Origin of the sequence: Mycolicibacterium palauense (genome assembly GCF_002592005.1) — a bacterium.
GTDB lineage: Bacteria > Actinomycetota > Actinomycetes > Mycobacteriales > Mycobacteriaceae > Mycobacterium > Mycobacterium palauense.
Window position 1 is genome coordinate 1 of record NZ_NVQF01000057.1, and the last position, 22050, is coordinate 22050.

Sequence of the window (22050 nt, forward strand, 5' to 3'; positions counted from 1 at the left end):
AGGGACCAGAGAGTGACGCACGGGGGGGTGTGGGTCAGGTGAGATGTGTATCAGGGCTGGGTGGCCAGCCACCGCCGGCCCGTGGTGATCGTCAGCCACAAGGAGGACGATCCGCGCTATGTGGCCGTGGCGGGGCTGCGCGGCCCCGACTACACGTCGATGGCCTCGGTACCGATGGAGACCGGGCACGGGGGCCTGGTGGGTGTGCTCAACGTGCACACCATCGCCCGGCGCGACTTCACCGAACGCGACATCGAGTTGTTGGTCGCCATCGGCCGCATGACCGCGGGCGCCCTGGACCAGGCCCGGATGCACCGACAGCTGTCGGCCCGCGAACGCGCACACGGGAATTTCGCCGAACAGGTGATCGCGGCACAGGAGGCCGAACGACGCCGCCTGGCCGCCGACATCCACGACGGAATCTCCCAGCGCCTGGTCAGCCTGACCTACCGGTTGGATGCGGCCGCCCGCGCCGTCGACGGCGCCGCACCGGAGGATGCGGCCGGCCAACTGGAGAAGGCCCGCGATTTGGTGGATCTCACGCTCGCGGAGGCGCGTTCGGCGATCAGCGGGTTGCGTCCGCCGGTGCTCGACGACCTCGGACTGACAGGTGGCCTGGCCAGCCTGGCGTCCTCCATCCCCGAGGTGGACCTCGACCTCGACCTGGCCGACGACCGGCTGCCCGAGCACCTGGAGGTCGCGCTGTACCGGATCGCCCAGGAGTCGCTGCAGAACGTCGTCAAGCACTCCCGGGCGCTGACCGCCACGGTGCGATTCGGCGTGGAGGACGGCGTGGCCCGGCTGCATGTGGCCGACGACGGTGTCGGCTTCGATCCCGCGCCGGAGCGCCCGGCCTCCAGCTACGGCATGCTCTCGATGCGTGAACGCGCCGAACTGGTGGGCGGCCGGCTCACGGTGCGCTCCCGGCCCGGCGGGGGCACCACGGTCACCGTCTCCGTGCCCCTCGATCCGGCCCGAGAGATCTAGGCGGGCAGCGGTTCCGGACGCCGCCGCGACACGGTCGGCGCCGGCGACGCCACCGTGGGGCCAAAAGGGAACGTCCACAGCGTCAGCGGCCACGGGGTGTCGTACCGTTGCAGGGCGGCGAGATCGGCCTTCAGATTGGCTGTGGCCCGGGCCGGTTCCCGACCACCGGCCAGGAACGCCACCCCGCCCAGCGCGGCGGGCCAGCCGCCCAGCGCACCCAGGGTCGCCTCGGCGACCTGCGCCGGTGTCGACCGGCGCAGGTGCGCCGCACCGTCGGTCACCATGTTCGTGGCCAGAACCGCACCGGCCAGATCGACGCCGTGTGCCGTCAGCTCCCGGTGCACCGCGGTCTGCACGCGGCCGGTCACCTCGGCGCAGCGCCCGAGGTCGTGGCCGCCGGTCGTGAGGACCTCCGCGCCGACGACCGGAACCAGTCCGGCCCCCTGGCACGCGGCCGCGAAACGGGCCAGCGCGACGGCGTTTCCGGCGATGGCGCCGCGGCTGGGCGTGGTCGCCGAGATGGTGAACGCCGCCCGCCGGACGGCGAATGCCACGCCCGTCGCGGCGTAGCGGTCGAGTCGGCACTGCAGCGCGTCGTGGTCGTCGAGCCGTCTCTCCGCACTCGGTGACCCGCCCGGCGCGGGGTTGGCGTCGAGGGCGATTCCCGGCAGCGGGCCCGCCCGGCCCGGCGTCTCTGCGCAGAACGCGATCGCCGACACCGACCGCGCGAATCCGGCCGTGGTGACCGGCATTCGGTGGCCGACGGCGTGGATGGTTCCGCGTGGGTCCGTGAGCGCGGCCGCGATCCGCCTGAGATCGGTCATCGGGGTCTCCTTGCTGGGGTGGGGCGCTGAGGTGCCGGCGGTGAGGTGGAGGTCCGGTGCCGCTGCGTGCGCCGGACTCGGCGGGGCTCACGCTAGGCCGGGCCGGTGGTGCGGACCTCACCCAGACGGTGGAGCCGGCGGGGGCTTCGCGTCCCCCCGCCGAACGGCCGGTCACCGCAACCGATCAGCGCCGCAAGGTGTCCGACGGGGCCTCGCCCCAGCGCTTGCGGTACTCGACGGCGAAGCTGCCCAGGTGGTGGAAGCCCCAGCGCTCGGCGACGGCGGTCACGGTGACCCCGTCGGTGGGAATGGCGTCGGTCAGCTCCTCGTGGACCCGCTCGAGCCGGCGCTCCCGCACGTAGGTCATCGGGGTCATGCCGAGCTCCTCGCGGAATCCGTGCTGGATCGTGCGCACGCTCATGTGCACGGCCTTGGCCAGGGCCTCCATGGTGATCCGCTCGGCGAGGTGGTCGTCGATGAAGTCCATCGCGTCCTGCACGACGGCGCGGCGGCTCTCCGGCTGTGCGGGCTGCAGCAGCTCCTGGTGGTAGTTCGACGGTTGCAGCTGCAGCAGGCTGCTCATGACGAGTTCCTCGATCGCGCCGATACCCTGCCCACGCTGGATCAGCGAACCGGGGTGATAGACCTCGGTGTGGATCAGCTGCACCGCGGTGTGCCAGCGCATCGCGGCCTCGGTGGCGAGGTCGAATTCGGGCGCGAACTCCAGCGGTTTGGTGAGAGTGCGCCCCAGCAGCCGCGTCAGGTGGGCGGCCATCGCGCGTTGTTCGATGCGGATCAGCAGGTGGGGGGAGTCGTGGTCGAAGCGGACCGTCAGCGCCGTCCCGGGCGTGGTGACCAGCGCGGTCAGCGTGTTGGCCTCGAAACTGCGGCCGCGGTGGTCGATCGCCGCGCGCCCGTTCATGGGCATGTGCACCGCGAAATACGGCCCCTGCACCGGGATGTCGACGGTCGCGGCGACATGCAGGTCCAGGTAGAGCATGCTGACGTTGCGCAGGCGGACTCCGTGCATCGTGGCAGCAAAGTCCGATGCCGTCTCCGGGGCCACGGACAGGGACAGCGGCGCCAGGGCCTTGGCCATCAGCCGGGCGGCCTCGGTGGCGCTCTCGGTGTAGAAGATCTCGTTGTCGGCCAGCGCCGGCGGCACGCCGCGCGAGCGGACCTTGCGCCGGACCGGGTTGCTGGTCCGGCGGACGTCGATGAAGCCGAGCCGGGTCAGCCGCGACACGACGGCCGCCCTGGTCGCCCGGGCGGCCCCGCCGGCGCAGGCGGTGAGGCTGCCCTAAGCGAATCTGTGGTGATCATGCAAGCCTCTCACGGTCTCGGCGCGCGCCAGCGGGTTTAACTTTGCGCAATCCTGACAGCAACTGCGCGAAAGCGATAGGCAGCTCCGCAAACGACGACTAGCTTTGTGATTGACGCCATAAGAGTCGCAGGCCCCGGGCCCAGCCCGTCCCGATCCGCCAGGAGGTCATATGTCGGCAAACGGTCAGGTCGTCGACGCGTCGCCGGGCGACCGGCTCCGGGAACGGCTGGAGGACCCGCAGGTCGCCGCCGCCCTGAACAGTTTGCTCGATCACGCCGATCTGCTGGCGATCCTGGTCACCGGGCTCGACGGCTTCGTGCGCCGCGGCGATGAGATCACCGCCTCGCTGTCCTCGACGGTCGAGGAACTGCGCGGCGCCGGATCCCCACTGCCCGGCCTGGACGGCGTGCAGGCCGAACTGCGCACGGTCGACGTCCAGGCGCTCGCCACCGGGTTGAGTTCATTGGCCGGGGCGGTGGCGGACGCCGCGCCCGCGCTGAACAGGCTGCTGCGTTCGCAGATGCTCTCTCCGCAGGTTGTCGACCTGCTCGCCGACGCCGGGGACGCGCTGGTGGAGGGCAAGGCCGCCGCGGCCGCCGATCCGGACGGGCCCAAGGGGCTGTACGGCCTCTGGCGGCTCAGCAGGGACCGCGACGTCACCCGCGGCCTGGGCTTCGTCGCTCAGGTGGCCCGCGCCTTCGGTCGCCGCCTTCCCCACCGGTAACCCCCTGCAGCGCCGACGATTCCAGCGATCCCGAAAATCACCGTACCCGAGCACGACGACATTCGAAGACAGCCCGAAGAACACGCGATTCGAATCCGGATCGCACCTGCGAGAGGAGAGTCGATGGCTTCCGTTCTGTGGTTCCAGGGAGGTGCCTGCAGTGGAAACACCATGTCGTTTCTCAACGCGGACGAACCCAACGTCGTCGACCTGATCGTCGACTTCGGTCTCGACCTGCTGTGGCACCCGTCGCTGGGCCTGGAGCTGGGCAACAACGCCCAGAAGGTGTTCTGGGACTGCGCCAACGGAGAGCGCCCGCTGGACATCTTCGTGTTCGAGGGCACCGTGATCGAGGGGCCCGACGGCTCGGGGCGGATGGACATGTTCGCCGACCGCCCGATGAAGGACTGGGTGACCGACCTCGCCGGCGCCGCCCAGATCGTCGTCGCGATCGGCGACTGTGCCTGCTGGGGAGGGATTCCGGCGATGGAGCCCAACCCCTCGGGATCGACCGGGCTGCAGTTCCACAAGCGTGACAAGGGCGGTTTCCTGGGGCCCGACTTCCGCTCGAAGATGGGCCTGCCGGTCATCAACATTCCCGGGTGCCCGGCGCACCCGGACTGGATCACCCAGATCATCGTCGCCCTGGCCACCGGCCGCGCCGGCGACATCGCTCTCGATGAACTGCACCGGCCCGAGACCTTCTTCAAAACCTTCACCCAGACGGGGTGCACCCGGGTCCAGTTCTTCGAGTACAAGCAGTCGACGATGTCGTTCGGCGAGGGCACCCGCACCGGTTGCCTGTTCTACGAATTCGGCTGCCGCGGACCGATGACCCACTCGCCGTGCAACCGGATCCTGTGGAACCGGCAGTCGTCGAAGACCCGTGCCGGGATGCCCTGCGTGGGCTGCACCGAACCCGAGTTCCCGCACTTCGACCTCGCGCCGGGCACGGTGTTCAAGACGCAGAAGGTCAGCGGCATGATCCCCAAGGAAGTCCCGGAAGGTTCCGATCACCTCACCTACATGGCGCATGCCGCGGCGGCGCGCATCGCGGCGCCGCAGTGGTCCAAGGAAGACATGTTCGTGGTCTAGCGCGCTGCGCACCCGAAACACCCAGCCCGCTTCACCCGAAAGGAAACCTCTATGACCGAGCTTGACCTCTTCGTCAGCCCACTGGGCCGCGTGGAGGGTGACCTCGACGTGCGCGTCACGGTCGATGACGGCGTCGTGACCTCCGCGTGGACCGAGGCCGCGATGTTCCGCGGCTTCGAGATCATCCTGCGCGGCAAGGACCCCCAGGCCGGGCTCATCGTGTGCCCGCGTATCTGCGGCATCTGCGGCGGCAGCCACCTGTACAAGTCCGCCTACGCGCTCGACACCGCCTGGCGGACCCACATGCCGCCCAACGCGACCCTGGTGCGCAACATCTGCCAGGCCTGCGAGACGCTGCAGTCGATCCCGCGCTACTTCTACGCCCTGTTCGCCATCGACCTGACCAACAAGAACTACGCGAAGTCCTCGCTCTACGACGAGGCGGTGCGCCGGTTCGCCCCCTACGTGGGCACGAGTTACCAGCCCGGCGTGGTGCTTTCGGCCAAGCCGGTGGAGGTCTACGCCATCTTCGGCGGGCAGTGGCCGCACTCGAGCTTCATGGTCCCCGGCGGGGTGATGTGCGCACCCACCCTGTCCGACGTCACCCGGTCGATCGCGATCCTGGAGCACTGGAAGGACAACTGGCTCGAAGGGCAGTGGCTGGGCTGCAGCATCGAACGCTGGCTGGAGAACAAGACCTGGGAGGACGTGCTGGCCTGGGTCGACGAGAACGAGGCGCAGTACAACAGCGACTGCGGTTTCTTCATCCGCTACTGCCTGGACGTCGGCCTGGACAAGTACGGCGCCGGCGTGGGCAACTACATCGCCACCGGCACCTACTTCGAGCCGTCGCTGTACGAGAACCCGACCATCGAGGGACGCAACGCCGCACTGATCGGCCGTGGCGGGGTGTACGCCAAGGGACAGTGGTACGAGTTCGACCAGGCCAACGTCCGCGAGGACGTGACCCACTCGTTCTACGAGGGCAGCCGCCCCCTGCATCCGTTCGACGGTGAGACCATCCCGATCGACCCCGAGGCCGGACGTAAGCAGGGCAAGTACAGCTGGGCCAAATCGCCGCGCTACGCGGTCGGCGACCTGGGCAACATTCCGCTGGAGGCGGGGCCGTTGGCCCGGCGGATGGCGGCGGGCGGCCCCAACGCCGCGGCCCATCAGGACAACGATCCGCTCTTCGTCGACATGTACAACAAGATCGGGCCGAGCGTCATGGTCCGCCAGCTGGCCCGCATGCACGAGGGCCCGAAGTACTACCAGTGGACCCGGTCCTGGCTTGATCAGCTCGACCTGCGGGAGAGCTTCTACTCCAAGCCCGTCGAGCATGCCGAGGGCATGGGCTTTGGCTCCACCGAGGCGGCGCGCGGCGCGTTGAGCGACTGGATCGTCCTCGAAGACAACAAGATCAAGAACTACCAGGTGGTGACGCCGACGGCGTGGAACATCGGACCGCGCGACGGCGAGGAAGCGCTCGGGCCGATCGAACGCGCGCTGGTCGGCTCGCCGATCGTCGACCCGGAGGATCCCGTCGAGCTCGGCCACGTGGCGCGCAGCTTCGACTCCTGCCTGGTGTGCACCGTGCACGCCTACGACGGCAAGACGGGCAAGGAACTGTCCAAGTTCGTCATCAACGGAATGGTGTGAGCCGGCCGTTGAACGAAACGACGACCGACCGCCACACCCCGGGACGTTCCGACGGGGCCGACCTGGAACCACCGGGGTGCGCGGTCCTGGTCGTCGGCTGCGGCAACCTGCTGCGCGGCGACGACGGCGTGGGACCGGTGCTCGTCCGCCATCTCTGGGAGCGGGGGGTGCCCGACGGGGCCCGGCTCGTCGACGGCGGCACCGCGGGAATGGACGTGGCGTTCCAGATGCGCGGCGCCGGGCGGGTGGTGATCGTCGACGCGTGCCTGACCCGGGGCGCCGCCGGCTCCCCGCCGGGCACCGTGTTCAAGGTTCCCGGCGCGGAACTGGCCGAACTGCCGCCGCTGCAGGGTCTGCACACCCACTCGTTCCGCTGGGACCACGCGATCGCGTTCGCGCGGTGGGCGCTCGGCGAGGACTGCCCCACCGACATCACCGTCTACCTCATCGAGGCGGCCGCGGTGGAACTCGGGACCGAGCTCTCCGAGCCGGTACGGGCCGGGATGGAGACGGTGATCGCCGACATCGAGTCCGAGTACCTGGCCCCGCTGCGGCCGGCCGCCGCGGACCGGGTCACCGTCGAGTTCGCCGACGGGTACCTGCGGATGGACGCCGCGCTGGCCGCCAGCCGCTTCCCCTCGTCGGCGGTGGCCGCGGTGCTGCGCGACGGTGACCTGTGGCTCATCCCGTTGCAGGGTCCGCGCAGCGGTGGTCTCCTGCTCAAACAACGCAACCCGGCCGGGGACCGGTCGCTGCTGATCCGCGAAGTCGTCGGAGACCGGGCGCTGGCCGGGGTGTATGCGGCATTCTGGGACGATGAGCGCAGGGCCCTGCACGTCCCGCTCGAGTCGGCCGCCGGCGCACCGGAGCCGGACGGGTGATCGCCGTGGCTGAGCACCCCACCGGCGGGGACTGGCCGCGCCACCCGCGCACCGAGGCGCGGGCCGACAGCTCCGCCGACGAGGCGCTCGACGTGACGACCGTCGTCATCGAGGAGCGTGGCCGCTGGGCCGTCGAGATCATCGTGGTGTTCGCCGACGGTGTGGTGCGCCGCAGAATCGACACCCACGCCACCAAACGGCGTGCCGAGATCTCGGCCGGCCTGATCAAGCGCGCCGCCGAACGAAACATCCGAGGACCCCTGAACGGTTGATGCCGATGACCGACACCATGACCGCACTTCCCGACTCCGGCCCGGCCGAGAACCCGGGGCCCGCCCCACGGCCGCAGGCGCTGGGGGCTTTTTCGCTGCCGTTGGGGTACATGCTCATTCCCGACGGCCCGGGCCACGACGCGGTGCGCGCGGCGCTGCTGGACGGGAACGAGCCCGAGAGCTGGCCCGAGGCGCTGCGTGCCCACGCGCTCGCGCACTCCGGCGATGTGCAGTCCGCGCTGTCGCACCTGCACGGCGAGGATCCGGTGACCCGCTTCAACCGGTTCGTGCTGGACCCCGACGGGGTGGACACCGACGCCCTGCGCGACGAACTCGGGGAGTTCGGGGTCCTGGTCGACCTGGTGCTGTTCACGATCGGCCGGCGCGACACCGCGCCGGAGGTGGGCAGCGGGGACGGCGAAGTGGCCGCGGTCGTGCTGGCCGCACAGGCCAGCCACGCGTTGTCGCTGGGCGATCCGCAGGCGGCGGTCGAACTGCTGGATCGGGCAGCCGATGCGGCGGCGGCCGCCGCGCCCCGGCTGCAGGGCGCCCTGGCCGGGGCCGCCGGTTCGGTGTGCCGCGACATCGACGACCCGTCGGCGCAGCAGCGGCTCGAACGGGCGCTGCGCCTGCTCGACGGGGCCGACGGGCTGCGGGTCAGCCGCGCGGAGCTGCACCTCACCGTCGCGGGGTTGATCCATGAACGTGCCCAGGACAATCCGGGGCTGATCGCGCAGGCCATCCCGCACTACCATTCGGCGCTGCAGCTGGTGCTGCGGGAAGAGGCCCCACTGCTGTGGGCGGCCGCGCACGCGAACCTGGCCACCGCCTACCTGACCATGCCGATGGTCGAGGCCTCCAGCCAGTTGCGCCTCGGCGTGGCCGCCCAGTCCCTGCGTTCGGCGCTGAAGGTCTACACCCGCGAGCAGCACCCCGAACAGTGGGCCAGCGTGCAGCTGAATCTGGCGAACTCGCTGGTGTACACCCCGTCGAAACACCAGGCCGACAATCTCGTGGAGGCCGTGGAGCTCTACGAGGCGGTGCTGGAGGCCCGGGACCGGGAGACCGACCCGTTGGGCCGCGCGCGGGTGCTGGCCAACCAGGGCAATGCGCTGGCCCATCTCGGCGTGTTCGACCAGGCCAAGGCCAAGCTCTACGAGGCCCGATTCCTGTTCGAGGAGCACCACGACGACGACTCGGTGCGCGCGGTCCGCGGCGTTCTCGACGAGATCGCCCGTCAGGTCACCCTGTTGCGCTCGCAGCCCGGCGACGGGCCGGCATCGTGACCGCGCTCTACGAGCCGGGGCTCGAAGAGCTGGCCCAGCGCGTCGACGACGCCGTGGCTGCCCTGGCCGATCTGGACCCGGCGTCGCGGGCCGTCGCCGAGGAGCTCAAGGCCGCGCTGGAGGCGGTGCACCGCGCCGGGCTGGTCACCATGGTGCGGCGGATGCGGGAGGACGACGCGGCCCGCGCCGTGCTCTTCGAGCTGGTGGACGACCCGGTGGTGCATCTGCTGCTGTCGCTGCACGAGATCATCCGCCCGGACCCGGTGACCCACGCGAACCGGGTGCTCAACTCCGTGCGGCCCCAGCTGCACAGCCACGGCGGCGATGTCACCCTGGTCCGGGTCGCCGAGGGCACCGCGTTCGTGCGGCTCGAGGGTGCCTGCAACGGCTGCTCGATGTCGTCGGTGACACTGCGCACCCTGGTGCAGGACGCCCTGGTCGACGGGGTCCCGTCCATCACCGCGGTCGAGGTGCTGCCGAACGAGCCGACACCGGCGCTGATCCCGGTGGAATCGCTGCGGATGCCGCCGGACCGGCCGCTTCAGGGGTGGGCCCGGCTGGGTGCCGCCGCCCATGTGCCCGACGACGGTGTGGTGATGCACAGCCTGACCGCCGAGTCGGGGGAGGAGGCCGACGTGATCATCGTCAGCGTCGGCCGCCGGCTGTCGGCCTACCGCAACGAATGCGCGCACGAGGGTCTGCCACTGGACAACGCCATCCTCGACGTCGGCAACGGGACGCTCACCTGTCCGTGGCACGGCTTCTGCTACGACGCGAGCTCGGGTGAGTGTCTCAGCGCCCCGGGCGCCCAGCTCGAACAACTGCCACTGCGGGTCGACGACGGAGACGTCTGGGTAAGAGTGCGGGGATGAGTCGATACACCGTTCGGCACAACATCTCCGGCGCCTCCGGTGCCGTGCTGTCCGCCGGTGATCCGGTGCGACAGTTCGCCCGGCCGGCCGCCGACCTCAGCGACGGTTGGCGCCCCGAGGTCTGGTTGGGAGCCCCCGCCCCCGGGGGGTTGGCGCTGCCGCCCGCGAACCCGACCGCGGCCTGGATGTACTCCCCGCGGGCCGTGTTCCTCGGGGAACGTCACGTGGTGGTCGCGGATTCGGGAAACCACCGGGTGCTGGTGTGGAACGGGTTGCCCGACGCCGACGAACAACCCGCCGACGTGGTGCTGGGCCAGCCGGACGGGACGACCGAGGGGCGTGCGGCCGGCGGGCGCGGGCCCGAACGCGGGATGAACCTGCCGACGGGGGTGCTGATCCACGACGGCCGGCTGGTCGTCGCCGACGCCTGGCACCACCGGATCCTGGTCTGGGACACGATCCCGACGCGCGACGACGTCGCCCCGGATCTGATTCTGGGGCAGAAGGATCCGTCGTCGGTGGAGCCCAACGGGGGCACCGGCTGCTCGGCCGCCACGCTGTACTGGCCGTTCGGCGTGGCGGTCCTGGGGGACACGTTCTGGGTGGCCGACACCGGCAATCGCCGCGTCCTCGGGTGGCGGGACGGTATTCCGGAGCCCGGACGGCCCGCCGACATCGTCCTCGGACAGCCCGACGCGGCCCATCGCGAGGAGAACCGGGGGGAGCGGGTCGGGCCGGCCAGTTTCCGCTGGCCGCACGCCATCACCGGGCGCGCCGATCTGCTGTTGATCGCCGATGCCGGCAACCATCGGGTGCTGGGCTGGTCGCCGCAGCCGGACCGCGACGGCCCGGCGGCCATGCTGCTGGGCCAGCGCGACTTCGGTGACTCCCAGGAATGGCCCTACGGTCCGCACACCGCGGACCGGTTCCGCTTCCCGTACGCGATCGGCCTCGACGCCGGCGGTGGTGCCGCCGGGGAGCGGCTGGCGGTCGCCGACACGGCCAACAACAGGGTGCTGCTGTGGGACGGGCTGCCGTCCGACGGTCGTCCCGCCGATCATGTCCTGGCCCAGCCGGATTTCGCCAGCAACGGCGAGAACCGGTGGGCCGCCGTTCAGCACGACACCCTGTGCTGGCCCTACGGGCTGTCCCTGCGCGGCGACCGGCTGGCGGTCGCCGATTCGGGGAACAACCGGGTGATGATCTGGCGGCGACGGTGAGACCGCGGATCGTCCAGTCCGACGGCCAGATCGGGTTCTTCTGGACCACGGCGGCCGGGGTGCCGACACACCTGCAGCAGCTGGTCGCCGGCGACAACCTGATGGACAACCCGATGGACACCCCGATGGAGGAGGAGCCCGACCGGCTGATCGCCACCCACCTGGAGGCACTCGACGACGCGCTGATCATCGCCGCCGAGCGGTTCGGCGAGATCCTCGGTGGTGGCCGGCGTCCCACCGACTCCACCGAGCGTGACGCGCTCGTCGACCTGCACCGGGCACTGGACCGACTGTGTTTCGAGTACGCCGCCGCGCTGGAGAGCACCGGCACCCCAGCGGATCTGCGGGCCGGCAAGATCATCGGGACCGCGGCGCTGTTCTCGATCCGCGCGCGGCTGCCGCTGGGCCTGCTCGGACCGGCGCCGTTGGACGGCGAACTCGACGATCCGGACGTCGGTGTCATCGGGGGCTTCGGGGAGATGCACCAGGTCGATCCGCAGCGTCCGTGGCTCGGGGGGCGTTGGGTGGTGCGCACCGAAGCCGGACAACGCTTTCCGCTGACCCTGTCGATGATGATGTTCGACAGCTCCGGGGTGAACAAGCAGGCCGCCCGACAGGAGCACCTGGACGCGTTGAACGCGGTGATCGCCTCGGCGAGCCTGGCCGAGGCGGACCCGTTGGCGGTGACCTGCGCGGTGGACTGGCTGCTCTACGACTGGCTGATGGCCCACCGGGACGGCCCGGACAGCGCCGAGATCGTGTTCCCCAAGGGCCACGAGTCCGATGCCGCGGTCGTGGTCAGGGCCGCCGCCACCTCGGTGTCCGCGCGTTCGACCTTCGATCCCGGGCTGGTGGGGCTGGGACCGTCGCGGCCCTGACCGCGTCCCGAACCCGCGACGCGCGACCGGCGGCGCGAGGCGGGGCGGCGGACTCCGGCGTCCTCAGCCGCACCGGATGACGCCGTGGGGTGCGGGTCCCGGCTCTCCGCGCTGTGCCAAGGCACTGAGGTGGGCCTGAACCGACGACAACGCCGTTCGGGCGGCCTCCTGGGGCGTCGGGGCGGGAGCCGACCGGATCGACGGGAACTCGGCCACCGATGCGATGTAGCCGCGCTCGTCGGGCGACCAGTGGATCCGGTAGCTGTACTCGAGGGCTTTCGTCTCGGTGTTCATGGTTAAACCGTAGGACCGGGCCGCGCGCGGCGGCCTCGGTGTTGGCCCCCGATTCCGGGTCCCAAGGACCCGTACCGACGGGACCAGGTGGTGTCGTCCGGCCCGCGGGCCGGGGACCGGTGGACGTGCGGGCCTACAGGTCGTTGCCGGCGTAGGAGAGGTTGAAGCTCTTGTTGGTCAAGGGGAAGTCCGGCACGATCGTGTCGGACATCGCCACCGGCAGCGCCGGCCAGTTGAACCAGGACGGGTCGACAACCTTGGCCCTGGTCAACGAGCCGTCCGGTCCGACCTCGGCGCGGTGCACGATGGAGCCGCGCCAGCCTTCGACGATCCCGACACCCTCGCCCCGGGCCTCCGGCACGGCGACGGTGTGGTCGAGTCCGCCGGAATGGCCCTCGACCAGCCGGCACACCAGGTCCACCGAGGCGGCGAACTCGTCCCGGCGCGCCTGGTATCGGGCCAGCACATCGCCGGTCTGCGCGCCGACCTCGGTCACCGGCAGGTCGATCACGGGATGGTCGAGGCGCGCATCGGAGCGCAATCCGCTGGCCCGGGCGACGTAGCCGAGACAACCCAGCGCGCGGGCGTCCTCGGTCGCCAGCGCGGAGGTGCCGCAGAATCGGTCGTAGGCCACCGTGTTGCCCAGCGTGAGGGCGGCGACCTCGGCAAGATCGGTGCCGAGGTCGCGCAGCCGCGCCGGGTCGGGAAGGGCCCGCAGCGTCACCCCGCCGGGCCGCAGCGCCCCGCGTAGCAGCCGGTGGCCGGTGACCTCGGCGTTGATCCGCAGCAGCGCTTCCCGGATGCGCAGGGCGTGGGTGTTGGCCAGCGAGAACCCGACGTCGTTGGCGAGTGCGCCCAGGTCGGCGGCGTGGTTGTAGAGCCGCTCCAGTTCGACGAGCAGCATCCGCAGCCGCTGCGCGTCGGCGGGCACCTCGACGCCGGCGGCGTTCTCGACGGCCAGGCAGTGCGCCAGCGCGTGTGCGGCCGAGGTGTCCCCGCTGATCCGTTCCGCCAGTGCGACGGCGTCCATGCCCGTCCGGCCCTGGAACGCCTTCTCCACCCCCCGGTGGACGTACCAGAGCCGGGCCTTGAGCCGCAGGATGGTCTCGCCGGCGACCGAGAACCGGAAGTGCCCCGGTTCGATCATGCCGGCGTGCACGGGCCCGACCGGGATCTCGTAGACGCCGGGTCCCTCCACCGCGACGAAGGGGAACCGGCCGCTGGGCTCGAACGGCGGCGGCGCACCGGCGTCGGCGCGCATCGGATGCCATCGCTCGGGCCAGTGGGCGTGGCGGACCAGCCGACGCGGACGCGGATGGCCCACCAGTTCGATGCCGAACAGATCGGCCATTTCGCGTTCGAAGCGGCTCAGCGGGAACGAAAGGTCGGCCAGTGACGGCAGCCGGGGGGTGTCGGCCGGCAGTCGCAGGACCAGCTCGACGCGCCGGTCCGGTCGGGCCGCCAGGAACAGGTACACCACCCGCAGCTGGTGGCCGTCGTCGTGGGCGGCCACCAGCGCGGCCCGATACCCGCCGTCCAGCAGGTCCGCGGCCGCGGCGGCCAGCTCGTGCTCGCCGACGGTGTGGCGCACCGTGTCCGGCGTTGCCGGGGTCACCGTGGCGCTCCGAGGGTTCCGGCGGTGGTGAGCAGGTCGTTGAAGGCCGACGGGGCGGTGGCCAGCGCCACGCAGCAGGCCAGGCCGACGGCCAGGGCCATCGTGACGGTCACGGGTGTGCTGATCGGGGGTGCGTCGTCGGGGGCCGACCCGAACAGAATGCGGCCGCTGTTGCGGGCCAGTGCGGCGAACGCCACACCGACCAGGATCATCGCGGCGGCCAGTGACCAGGCCAGGCCGGCGTCGGCCAGCGAGCGCGCGATGGCCAGCTCGGAGGCGAACATCGCGAACGGGGGCATTCCCAGGAGCACCAGGGCCCCGACGGCGAACGCGCCGCCGACCATGCGTGAGCGCCCCAGCACACCGGTGATGTCGGCGATGGCGGTGGATCGGTGCGCGGCCTGAAGCTGTCCACTGCTGACGAAAAGCACCGTCTTGCCGACCCCGTGGGCCGCGACGTGCAACAGCAGCGCGGCGATGGCCAGGCGGGTGCCGGCCGCTGCCGCGATGGCGACGAGCCCCATGTTCTCCATCGAGGAGTAGGCGAGCATCCGTTTCAGATCGCCGGTCGCGGTGAGCATCAGTGCCGCGATCAGAAGCGTGATCAGACCCATGACCACCAGGCCGGTGCGCAGGAATCCCGGGCCGGTGGCGGTGTCGACGACGGGTTTGATCCGGATCACCACGGAGAAGGCCACCGCCAGCAGCACCCCGCTCATCAGCGCCGAGGTCGGTGCCGGGGCCTGGCTGTGCGCGTCGGCCAGCCAGGTGTGGAACGGGAACAGACCCGCCTTGGCGCCGTAACCCAGCAACAGCAGCGCGCCGGCGAGCCGGGTCACCGCGGGGTCGAGGTTGTGCGCGGTGGCCATCAGCACGTCGAGGTTCAACGCGGTGTCGGCCCCGGCGCCGGCGTGGCGGGCAGCGAAGTAGAGCAGCACGGTACCGAGGAAGGCGACCGCGATGCCGACGGAGCAGACGATGACGTACTTCCAGGTGGCCTCCAACGCGGTGCGGGTGTGGTGGTGGCCGACGAGGAAGGCGGTCACGATCGTCGTCGCCTCGATCGCCACCCAGATCACGCCGATGTTGTTGGCGCACACCGCCAGCACCATGGCGGCCAGGAACGCCGAGGTGAGCACCCCGTAACGGCGCATGTCGGAGGCGCCGGCGTGTCCGTGGGCCGCCTCGGTCTGCAGGTACCCCACGCTGGCCCAGGTGGCCAGGGTGGCGACCACGCCGATGACGATCAGCATGGTCGCGGTGATCGCGTCGACGCGCAGTAGCCCACCGAGGCCGACGTGCACGCTGTCGCCCACCCGGGTGGCCTCGGCGACCCCGCACGCCAGCACGGTCACCGAGGCCGCCACCGGCACCCAGGCCGTGACCGGGCGCCAGCCGGCGACCAGGATGGTCAGGGCGGCGGCCACCGGGGCGGCCATCGCGATCAGCAGGGCCACGATCATCAGTCCCTCAACTCCCGCAGCTGGTCCAGATCGGTGTCGCCGAACGCGCGCCGAAGACGCCCGGTGAGCACGCCGATCACCACGATCGCGAACAGCACGTCGAGGGAGGCGCCCAGTTCGACGATGAGCGGAACCCCGGCCGTCAGCAGGAACGCCGATGCGGCGATCCCGTTGTCGAGCATCAGGAATCCGATTGCCTGCGACACCGCGCGCCGGCGGGTGGCCATGACGAACAGCGCGACGAACACGACGGCGAACGCCGCGGGCACCGCCGCCGTCCCCGGGCCGGGTTCCAGGGCCGCGACCGGGCGGGCGACGGCGAAGGCGGCAACGGTCAGTCCCGAGGCGATCAGCAGCGAACTGGCGACGTTGACCAGGGGTGTGGCCTCGCGCCCGTCGGTCGGCTCGGCCGCCACCGCACGACCCAGCAGCCACGGCAGCGCCAGCGCCCGCAGCGCCAGAATCGTCAGACCGACCATCAGCAGGGTCGCGTCGGATTCGTACCAGGCGTTCACCAGGGGGATCGCCGCCAGGGCGATGCCCTGCAGCGCCACCAACCGAACCATGCTGGCCAGGTCGCGGCGCCAGACGATCAGCACCGCGGCCAGCAGCAGCATGCCGGCGGCGAAATTGATGGCCAGGGAGTAGGTTTCGGCGCTCACGTTGCCACCAGGAAGTTGGCGGCGACGACGGCCAGCAGGGCCAGCAGGAAGGACCCCGCCAGCAGTTCCGGCACCCGGAACAACCGGAGTTTGGCGATGAAGACCTCGACCGCGGCCAGGATCGCCGCCAGGACCGCGACCTTGACGACAACGGCCACGACACCGAGCGCGATCAGGGCCGGACCGGAGCCGGACCCGGCGATGCCCCAGGGCAGGAAGAGGTTGGCCAGCAGCGCCAGCAGGACGGCCAGTCGCATCGCCGAACCCCACTCGATGAGCGCCAGGCGCGGACCGGAATTCTCCAGCACCATCGCCTCGTGCACCATCGTGAGCTCCAGGTGCGTCGCCGGGTTGTCGACGGGCAGCCGGCCGGTCTCGGCGATGATGACGATGACCAGGGCCGCGAACGCCAGCACCCCCGACAGGGAAGCGACCTGCGCGGGGTTCTGGAGGGTGTTCGACACCAGCGCACCGAGATTGGCCGAATGGGCGGGTATGGACAACGCGAACACGGCCATCAGGATCGTCGGTTCGACCAGCGCCGCGATGGTGATCTCGCGGCTGGCGCCCATGCCCCCGAAGGAGGTCCCGGTATCGATGCCGGACAGGATCAGCGCGACGGTGCCCAGGAACAGCAGACCGACGACCGCGAACAGGTCGGCGACGGAGTCCAGCGGCGACCCGGTGGCGACGATCGGCGCCACCGCGGCGATCAGCACCGTCGTCCCGGCGAGGACCAACGGCGCGGCCAGAAAGACCACGGTGGTACCGGTCGGCCTGATCTGCTGCTTGCCGAACTGCTTGCGGATGTCGCGCCAGGGCTGGAGCAGCCCGCCACCGACGCGGCCCTCCAGCGCGGCCCGAACCTGGCGCATCAGCCCGGTCACCAGCGGTGCTCCCAGCACCACCGTCGCCAGCTGCGCGACGCCGGCCGCGTAGGGCAGCACGCTCATCGCGACACCACCATGACCACCAGGACCCCCAGCGCGCCGAGGGTGAGATACAGGTGCACGCTGCCGGTGTGGGCCCGCCGGGCCAGCTCGGCGAGCGCCGAAACCGCGGCGATCACCGGGGCGTAGACCTTGCGCTCGATCGCGTCGGACACCCGGCTGCGGTAGCTGATCGACTCGACCATGTATCGGGATTCGACGTGATGACTGATCTCGATGTCGGTGTCGGGGCGCAGCACGTCGTGGAAGACCCGCTGCAGCGGCTCGGCGAACGAGGTGGCGGTGTACTCCATGCGCGGGGTCAGTTCCGCTGCCCCGCATGCCCACAGGGGCAGCTCCACCGGTGCGGGCCGGCGGCGCGACCGCCAGGCCAGCGTCGCCGCACTCGCGGCGACCGCGGCGGCCAGGGTCAGCGCGAGCCAGGTGGGGCTGATCGAGCCGGGTAGCCCGGGCAGCCGGATGGTCGTGGCGAAGTCGACCATCGTGGCGGTGTCCGGTGCGGTGACCTGGCCGACCATCGCGGCCAGCGCGGGCGCCACGATCGCCGGAACGACCGCCACGCACATGCAGGCCGCGGCGGCCAGCGCCATGCCGGTCACCATGGCGGGGCCGGCTTCGGCGGCGCCGGCGGCCGCCGTGGACCGGGCCCGGGCCAGGAATCCGATCCCGAACGCCTTCACCATGGCCGCGACGCCGAGCCCGGTGGTCAGCGCGATGGCCCCGACCGCCAGCGGCGCGACCAGGGCCAGTGTGGGGCCGTGACCGGAGCCGCCGTGGACCAGCGCCTGCAGCAACAGCCATTCGCTGACGAACCCGGCGCCCAGCGGCAGGCCGGAGGCCCCCAGCGCGGCGATCCCGAAGAGGGCGGTCGTCGCCGGCATCCGGTGGGCCAGTCCGCCGAGGCGGTCCAGATCGCGGAGGCCGGTGGCCGCGAGCACCGAACCGGCCCCCAGGAACGCCAGGCACTTGAATGCCGCATGCGCGATCAGGTGCAGGGCGGCCGCGGTGACGGCGACGACCGCCGCGGAGTCGGCCCCGGCGTCACGCAGCAGGATCGACGCTCCCAGCGCGAGGCTGATCACCCCCATGTTCTCGGTGGTGGAGTAGGCGAGCAGACGTTTGAGATCGACGGCGACGGTGGCCTGTAGCACCCCGTAGAGCGCCGAGAGTGCACCGGCCACGACGAGGAGCAGCCCCCACCAGTATTCGGGGGTTCCCAGGAGATGAAGGTCCACCCGCACGATCCCGTAGATACCGAGGTTGACCATGGCCGCACTCATCAGCGCCGACACGGGGCTCGGGGCCTCGGGGTGGGCGCGGGGGAGCCAGGCGTGCAGCGGCAGCAGGCCCGCCTTGGAGCCGAACCCGGTCACGGTCAGGACGAAGACGATGTTGCGGACCCCCGGCGGCAGCGCCGAGAGGTCGGTGAGTCGATCCGATCCCGTGATGGCAACCGCGATCATCAGCCCCACGAGGATCATCAGGAAGCCGAGCTGGGTCATGACGGCGTAGAACAGTGCGGCCGAACGGACCTCGGCGCGGCGGTGCTCGGTCAGCACCAGTACCAGCGACGCCACCGCCATCAGCTCCCAGCCGTAGAGCAGCGTGGTGACCGTGCCCGCCGCGGGAACCAGCAGCATGGCGGCGACGAACAGGGGCAGCACGGTCAGCGGGACCGGGCCGAGATGTTCCCGGCGGGCGTAGCCGACGGTGTAGAGCCCGACCGGGACGGCCACGGCGCCGGTCAGGGCCATGAAGAAGCCGCCCAGCGGGTCGAGGGTGATCTGCACGCCGGCCAGCGGCAGCAGCCAGTCGATCCGCATCGGTGCCGGGTGCCCGAACATTCCGAGCAGGCCCGCCCAGAGCCCGAGCGCGCCGACCGCGGCCGTGGCCGTCCCGGATATCGCGGGGCCGGGGGAGCCGCCACCGCGGTCCCGGCGGTGGGGTGGGCTCGGCGTCGTGGTGGCGAGCGCGGTCATCTCCCGGTCACCTTGCGCAGCGCGGCGACGATCTGGCCGGGTTCGGGTGGGCACCCGGGGATCTCGACGTCGACGTCGACGATGTCACCGACGGCGCCGGCCACACCGTAGGCGTCGGCGAACACCCCCCGGTTGATCGCGCAGTCGCCGCAGGCGATCACCACCCGGGGCAGCGGCGTGGCCTGCACCGTGTCGCGGAGCGGGTCGGCCATGTTGTGGGTGACCGGTCCGGTGACCAGCAGCGCGTCGGCGTGGCGCGGGGACGCGACCAGTCGGGCACCGAATCGTTCGGCGTCGTAGACCGGGCCGAACGCCCCGCCGATCTCGACTTCGCAACCGTTGCACGAGCCGGCGTCGACATGCCGGATCTGCAGTGATCCGCGAACTCCCGCCACGGGTTCGGTGCACGCCGGCGGAGCGTCGTCGGCCGTTTCGGTGATGCGGCCGGTGCGCAGGATCTTGGTCAGCCAGCCCATGGTCACTGATCCCCCGAGGTGCCGATCGGGGGCAGTGACCGCATGGCCTCGAGCTGGTCGCGTCGCGCCGAGAGGGTGTCGGTGAGGAAGATCCGGGCGATCAGCAGCAACTCGGCGATCTTCGGATGCGCCAGGCGGTAGTACACGGCGTTGCCCACGCGTTCACCGACGACGACGTGGTGGCGCTTGAGGACAGCGAGATGTTGCGACAGCAGTGTCGCCTCGATCCCGGTCCCGGTCAGGATGTCGCTGACCGGGGTGGCCTCCTGGGTGGAGGAGAGGATCTCCAGGATCCGGATGCGGGCGGGGTGCGACAACGCCTTGAACAGGTTGGCCTTGATCTCATACAGCGGTTGTTCGGAGTCTTGCAGGAACCGGGCCGGCACGGCTCACCTCAACGGTTGACGGATTGAACGAAATCGCAATCCACTGTAGCGGCGGCCGGCCGAGCCGTCCAAATCGGACCCGTGCCGCTCGAGTGCGAACTCCCCGGAAACCTCGCCGACGTGGCGGGTCCCGGGGAGTTCGTGCGCGGCGGGCGCGGGGTGTCAGCGCCGGCGGTCGGCGCAGGTGCACCACTGGGCGGGCGGCACCGAGGCCTTCACCTCGGCGACGTGCTGTCCGCAGCCGTCCCAGGTGGTCTTGCCGCAGCGGGGGCATTTCACCGGGTAGCACATGAGCGTTCCTCCTTCGTCGTCTCTCGTCGGGGCGGTGTGGTTGTGGTTGTCGGGCTTTGTGGTTGCGCCGGGTTCAGGCCTGGGTCTGGGCGGTGGCCTTGCGCTCGGCGATCTTGGCGCGGACGGTGTCCATGTCCAGCGCCTCGATCTGGGAGATCAGGTCCTCCAGCGCCGCCGGGGGCAGTGCGCCCGGCTGGCTGAAGACCATGATCCCGTCGCGGAAGGCCGCGATGGTGGGGATGGACCGGATGCCCATCACCGCGGCGAGCTCCTGCTCGGCCTCGGTGTCGACCTTGGCATGCACCACCTCGGGGTGTGCGGCCGAGGACTTCTCGAACACCGGCGCGAATGCCCGGCACGGGCCGCACCAGGAGGCCCAGAAGTCCACCAGCACGATCTCGTTGTTGAGGATGGTCGTCTCGAAGTCGTCGTAGGTCAACGTGCGCGTTGTCATGTTCGTATCTCCTTCAGCTCCTTGGTTCTTGCCGGCTCGTGTCGTCAGGCCGGGATGTGGTCCTCGGCCCACGCGTTGTAGCCGCCCTCCAGGTCGGCGACGTCGGCGAATCCCTGCGCCCGCAGCAGCGATGCCGCCACGCTGGAACGCCAACCGCCCGCGCAGTGCACGACGATGGGCTTGCCGGTGGGAATGTCGTCGAGGTGCGCCCGCAGCTGGGCCAGGGGCATCGACACCGAACCCGGGATCACACCGGCCTCCCGTTCGCCGGGATTGCGGATGTCGATCAGGGTCACGGCGTCCTCGGCCAGCATCCGGTCCAGCTCGCGAACCCCGACCCGCGGGGCGGTGGTGACCAGATCCCTCAGCTCGGCGGGGAAGCCGCCGTCGCGGTCGACGTGCAGATAGCCCACGGCGTTGTCGGAGCCGATGCGGGCCAACCGCAGCGCCGCCTCCTGCTCCTCACCCGGGTAGGTGATCAGCACGATCTCGTCGCCGACCCCGGCGACCATGCCGCCCGTCTCGGCGAAGCGCCCGTCGAACCCGACGTTGACCGAGCCGCGCAGGTGGCCGGCCGCGAAGTCCTCCACGCTGCGCGCATCCACGACCCGGATCCCGGCCGCCAGCGCCTCGCGCACCTGCTCGGGTGCCAGTTCGAGGATCGCGCGGTCGCCGGCCAGCAGCGGGTGGACCCGCTTGTTCATCGCCGCGTTGACGCTGAAGTACGACGGGGCCGCCGGCTGGTTGGTGGTGACCAGGGCGATGAACTCGTCCTCGCTCATCGGCTGCACCGAGGGGTTGGTGCGGCGCTGCTCGCCGATGGTGGAGGTGAGCTCGGTGGACAGGTTCTTCCCGCAGGAGGAGCCCGCACCGTGGGCCGGCATGACCGTGACCTCGTCGGGCAGCTGCAGCAGCTTGTCGTGGATGGTGTGGTACATCGCACGGGCCAGGTCGGTGGTCGAGCCGTCGCCCAGGTTGACCAGGTCGGGCCTGCCGACGTCGCCGATGAACATCGAGTCGCCCGTCAGCACCGCCGCCGGAACGGCCCCGGGCCGTTCGCGGACCACCACGCTGATCGACTCCCAGGTGTGCCCGGGTGTCGACAGGATCTCCAGGTCGACCTGCCCCAGCGAGATGTGCTCGCCGTCGCGCAGCCGGCGGATCGGGTAGTCGGTCTCGGCGGCCTCGCCGAAGCCGATCCAGGCGCCGGTGGCCTCGACCAGTTCGAGGTGGCCGGAGACGAAGTCGGCGTGGAAGTGGGTGTTGATCACACCCTCGATCTGCAGACCGTACTTCTGTGCGTCTTCGAGGTACTCGGTGATGTCGCGCCTGGGGTCCACGACCACGGCGCGGCCCGTCGTCTCGTCGCCGATCAGGTAGGAGGCGTGTGACAGGCACTCGATGTAGTACTGCTCCAGGATCATCGGGTCAGGTTTCCTTTCGGAGTCGCCGGCGGTG

23 protein-coding genes are annotated in these 22050 nt (G+C 70.9%); 10 read left to right on the plus strand and 13 right to left on the minus strand.

Annotated features, from left to right (window positions below):
* The first annotated feature begins 45 nt into the window (after positions 1-45).
* Positions 46-987 carry a GAF domain-containing sensor histidine kinase gene (locus tag CSR00_RS19975; protein WP_245906292.1) on the plus strand — a complete coding sequence of 314 codons (942 nt, stop codon included), beginning with the start codon at positions 46-48 and terminating at the stop codon, positions 985-987.
* On the opposite strand, the gene CSR00_RS19980 is transcribed toward CSR00_RS19975, so the two are convergent.
* Positions 984-1811: a class I fructose-bisphosphate aldolase gene (locus CSR00_RS19980; protein WP_099024171.1), complete on the minus strand. Its 828-nt coding sequence runs from the start codon at positions 1809-1811 to the stop codon at positions 984-986. The two genes, CSR00_RS19975 and CSR00_RS19980, sit on opposite strands and share 4 nt — an antisense overlap.
* Before the next feature lie 184 nt (positions 1812-1995).
* Positions 1996-3057 carry an AraC family transcriptional regulator gene (locus tag CSR00_RS19985; protein WP_099024172.1) on the minus strand — a complete coding sequence of 354 codons (1062 nt, stop codon included), beginning with the start codon at positions 3055-3057 and terminating at the stop codon, positions 1996-1998.
* A 247-nt stretch (positions 3058-3304) separates the two neighbouring features.
* Between CSR00_RS19985 and CSR00_RS19990 the strand changes: the two genes are divergently transcribed.
* From CSR00_RS19990 to CSR00_RS20030, 9 genes are all read left to right on the plus strand, one after another.
* On the plus strand, positions 3305-3859 hold the full coding sequence (locus tag CSR00_RS19990) for a DUF1641 domain-containing protein (RefSeq protein ID WP_099024173.1): 555 nt from the start codon (positions 3305-3307) through the stop codon (positions 3857-3859).
* Between the two features lie 123 nt (positions 3860-3982).
* Positions 3983-4954 (plus strand): NADH-quinone oxidoreductase subunit B family protein, encoded by a 972-nt coding sequence (locus tag CSR00_RS19995; RefSeq protein WP_099024174.1) that lies wholly within the window; start codon positions 3983-3985, stop codon positions 4952-4954.
* A gap of 51 nt (positions 4955-5005) precedes the next feature.
* Complete coding sequence (locus CSR00_RS20000) at positions 5006-6613, plus strand: nickel-dependent hydrogenase large subunit (protein ID WP_099024175.1); 1608 nt, start codon at positions 5006-5008, stop codon at positions 6611-6613.
* A gap of 62 nt (positions 6614-6675) precedes the next feature.
* Positions 6676-7494, plus strand: coding sequence for a hydrogenase maturation protease (locus CSR00_RS20005; RefSeq protein ID WP_407662486.1), 819 nt, complete (start codon positions 6676-6678; stop codon positions 7492-7494).
* 5 nt (positions 7495-7499) lie between these two features.
* The gene (locus CSR00_RS20010) at positions 7500-7766 is read left to right on the plus strand and encodes a hypothetical protein (RefSeq protein WP_099024203.1); all 267 of its coding nucleotides are present in this window, start codon (positions 7500-7502) and stop codon (positions 7764-7766) included.
* Positions 7767-7771: 5 nt separating this feature from the next.
* Entirely contained in the window at positions 7772-9052 is a 1281-nt protein-coding gene (locus CSR00_RS20015) for a hypothetical protein (protein WP_245906293.1), read from the plus strand.
* Positions 9046-9924 carry a NifU family protein gene (locus CSR00_RS20020; RefSeq protein ID WP_099024205.1) on the plus strand — a complete coding sequence of 293 codons (879 nt, stop codon included), beginning with the start codon at positions 9046-9048 and terminating at the stop codon, positions 9922-9924. The genes CSR00_RS20015 and CSR00_RS20020 overlap by 7 nt, the downstream gene beginning before the upstream one ends.
* The gene (locus CSR00_RS20025; RefSeq protein WP_245906294.1) at positions 9921-11144 is read left to right on the plus strand and encodes an NHL repeat-containing protein; all 1224 of its coding nucleotides are present in this window, start codon (positions 9921-9923) and stop codon (positions 11142-11144) included. The genes CSR00_RS20020 and CSR00_RS20025 overlap by 4 nt, the downstream gene beginning before the upstream one ends.
* Complete coding sequence (locus CSR00_RS20030; protein WP_099024176.1) at positions 11141-12022, plus strand: hypothetical protein; 882 nt, start codon at positions 11141-11143, stop codon at positions 12020-12022. The genes CSR00_RS20025 and CSR00_RS20030 overlap by 4 nt, the downstream gene beginning before the upstream one ends.
* Positions 12023-12085: 63 nt before the next feature.
* Here CSR00_RS20030 and CSR00_RS20035 read toward each other — a convergent pair whose 3' ends face one another.
* The 11 genes from CSR00_RS20035 to CSR00_RS20080 all read right to left on the minus strand — a co-directional run bounded on the left by CSR00_RS20035 (position 12086) and on the right by CSR00_RS20080 (position 22016).
* Positions 12086-12316: a HicB family protein gene (locus CSR00_RS20035; protein WP_099024177.1), complete on the minus strand. Its 231-nt coding sequence runs from the start codon at positions 12314-12316 to the stop codon at positions 12086-12088.
* Positions 12317-12449: 133 nt separating this feature from the next.
* A complete protein-coding gene (locus CSR00_RS20040) occupies positions 12450-13931 on the minus strand; it encodes a hydrogenase large subunit (protein WP_407662483.1) in 1482 nt (493 codons plus the stop codon).
* Positions 13928-15394, minus strand: coding sequence for a proton-conducting transporter transmembrane domain-containing protein (locus CSR00_RS20045; RefSeq protein WP_099024179.1), 1467 nt, complete (start codon positions 15392-15394; stop codon positions 13928-13930). Before CSR00_RS20045 ends, CSR00_RS20040 begins: the two co-directional genes overlap by 4 nt.
* The gene (locus CSR00_RS20050) at positions 15394-16056 is read right to left on the minus strand and encodes a hypothetical protein (RefSeq protein ID WP_099024180.1); all 663 of its coding nucleotides are present in this window, start codon (positions 16054-16056) and stop codon (positions 15394-15396) included. Before CSR00_RS20050 ends, CSR00_RS20045 begins: the two co-directional genes overlap by 1 nt.
* Positions 16053-17000, minus strand: coding sequence for a respiratory chain complex I subunit 1 family protein (locus tag CSR00_RS20055; RefSeq protein WP_099024207.1), 948 nt, complete (start codon positions 16998-17000; stop codon positions 16053-16055). The genes CSR00_RS20050 and CSR00_RS20055 overlap by 4 nt, the downstream gene beginning before the upstream one ends.
* A 5-nt stretch (positions 17001-17005) precedes the next feature.
* On the minus strand, positions 17006-18985 hold the full coding sequence (locus CSR00_RS20060; protein ID WP_099024181.1) for a proton-conducting transporter transmembrane domain-containing protein: 1980 nt from the start codon (positions 18983-18985) through the stop codon (positions 17006-17008).
* On the minus strand, positions 18982-19461 hold the full coding sequence (locus CSR00_RS20065) for an NADH-quinone oxidoreductase subunit B family protein (protein ID WP_099024182.1): 480 nt from the start codon (positions 19459-19461) through the stop codon (positions 18982-18984). The genes CSR00_RS20060 and CSR00_RS20065 overlap by 4 nt, the downstream gene beginning before the upstream one ends.
* 2 nt (positions 19462-19463) lie before the next feature.
* Positions 19464-19847: an ArsR/SmtB family transcription factor gene (locus tag CSR00_RS20070; RefSeq protein ID WP_099024183.1), complete on the minus strand. Its 384-nt coding sequence runs from the start codon at positions 19845-19847 to the stop codon at positions 19464-19466.
* Positions 19848-20009: 162 nt separating this feature from the next.
* On the minus strand, positions 20010-20138 hold the full coding sequence (locus tag CSR00_RS31585; protein ID WP_281259742.1) for a DUF8730 family Cys-rich protein: 129 nt from the start codon (positions 20136-20138) through the stop codon (positions 20010-20012).
* Between the two features lie 73 nt (positions 20139-20211).
* Complete coding sequence (trxA, locus tag CSR00_RS20075; protein ID WP_099024184.1) at positions 20212-20592, minus strand: thioredoxin; 381 nt, start codon at positions 20590-20592, stop codon at positions 20212-20214.
* 44 nt (positions 20593-20636) lie between these two features.
* Positions 20637-22016 (minus strand): MBL fold metallo-hydrolase, encoded by a 1380-nt coding sequence (locus CSR00_RS20080; RefSeq protein ID WP_099024185.1) that lies wholly within the window; start codon positions 22014-22016, stop codon positions 20637-20639.
* Positions 22017-22050: the final 34 nt, after the last annotated feature.

Coding starts and splice junctions, on each gene's coding strand:
- CSR00_RS19980 (WP_099024171.1), bottom strand. CDS start 1,811: ATGACCGATCTCAGGCGGATCGCGGCCGCGCTCACGGACCCACGCGGA.
- CSR00_RS19990 (WP_099024173.1), top strand. CDS start 3,305: ATGTCGGCAAACGGTCAGGTCGTCGACGCGTCGCCGGGCGACCGGCTC.
- CSR00_RS19995 (WP_099024174.1), top strand. CDS start 3,983: ATGGCTTCCGTTCTGTGGTTCCAGGGAGGTGCCTGCAGTGGAAACACC.
- CSR00_RS20000 (WP_099024175.1), top strand. CDS start 5,006: ATGACCGAGCTTGACCTCTTCGTCAGCCCACTGGGCCGCGTGGAGGGT.
- CSR00_RS20015 (WP_245906293.1), top strand. CDS start 7,772: ATGACCGACACCATGACCGCACTTCCCGACTCCGGCCCGGCCGAGAAC.
- CSR00_RS20025 (WP_245906294.1), top strand. CDS start 9,921: ATGAGTCGATACACCGTTCGGCACAACATCTCCGGCGCCTCCGGTGCC.
- CSR00_RS20035 (WP_099024177.1), bottom strand. CDS start 12,316: ATGAACACCGAGACGAAAGCCCTCGAGTACAGCTACCGGATCCACTGG.
- CSR00_RS20045 (WP_099024179.1), bottom strand. CDS start 15,394: ATGATCGTGGCCCTGCTGATCGCGATGGCCGCCCCGGTGGCCGCCGCC.
- CSR00_RS20060 (WP_099024181.1), bottom strand. CDS start 18,985: ATGACCGCGCTCGCCACCACGACGCCGAGCCCACCCCACCGCCGGGAC.
- CSR00_RS20065 (WP_099024182.1), bottom strand. CDS start 19,461: ATGGGCTGGCTGACCAAGATCCTGCGCACCGGCCGCATCACCGAAACG.
- CSR00_RS31585 (WP_281259742.1), bottom strand. CDS start 20,138: ATGTGCTACCCGGTGAAATGCCCCCGCTGCGGCAAGACCACCTGGGAC.
- trxA (WP_099024184.1), bottom strand. CDS start 20,592: ATGACAACGCGCACGTTGACCTACGACGACTTCGAGACGACCATCCTC.
- CSR00_RS20080 (WP_099024185.1), bottom strand. CDS start 22,016: ATGATCCTGGAGCAGTACTACATCGAGTGCCTGTCACACGCCTCCTAC.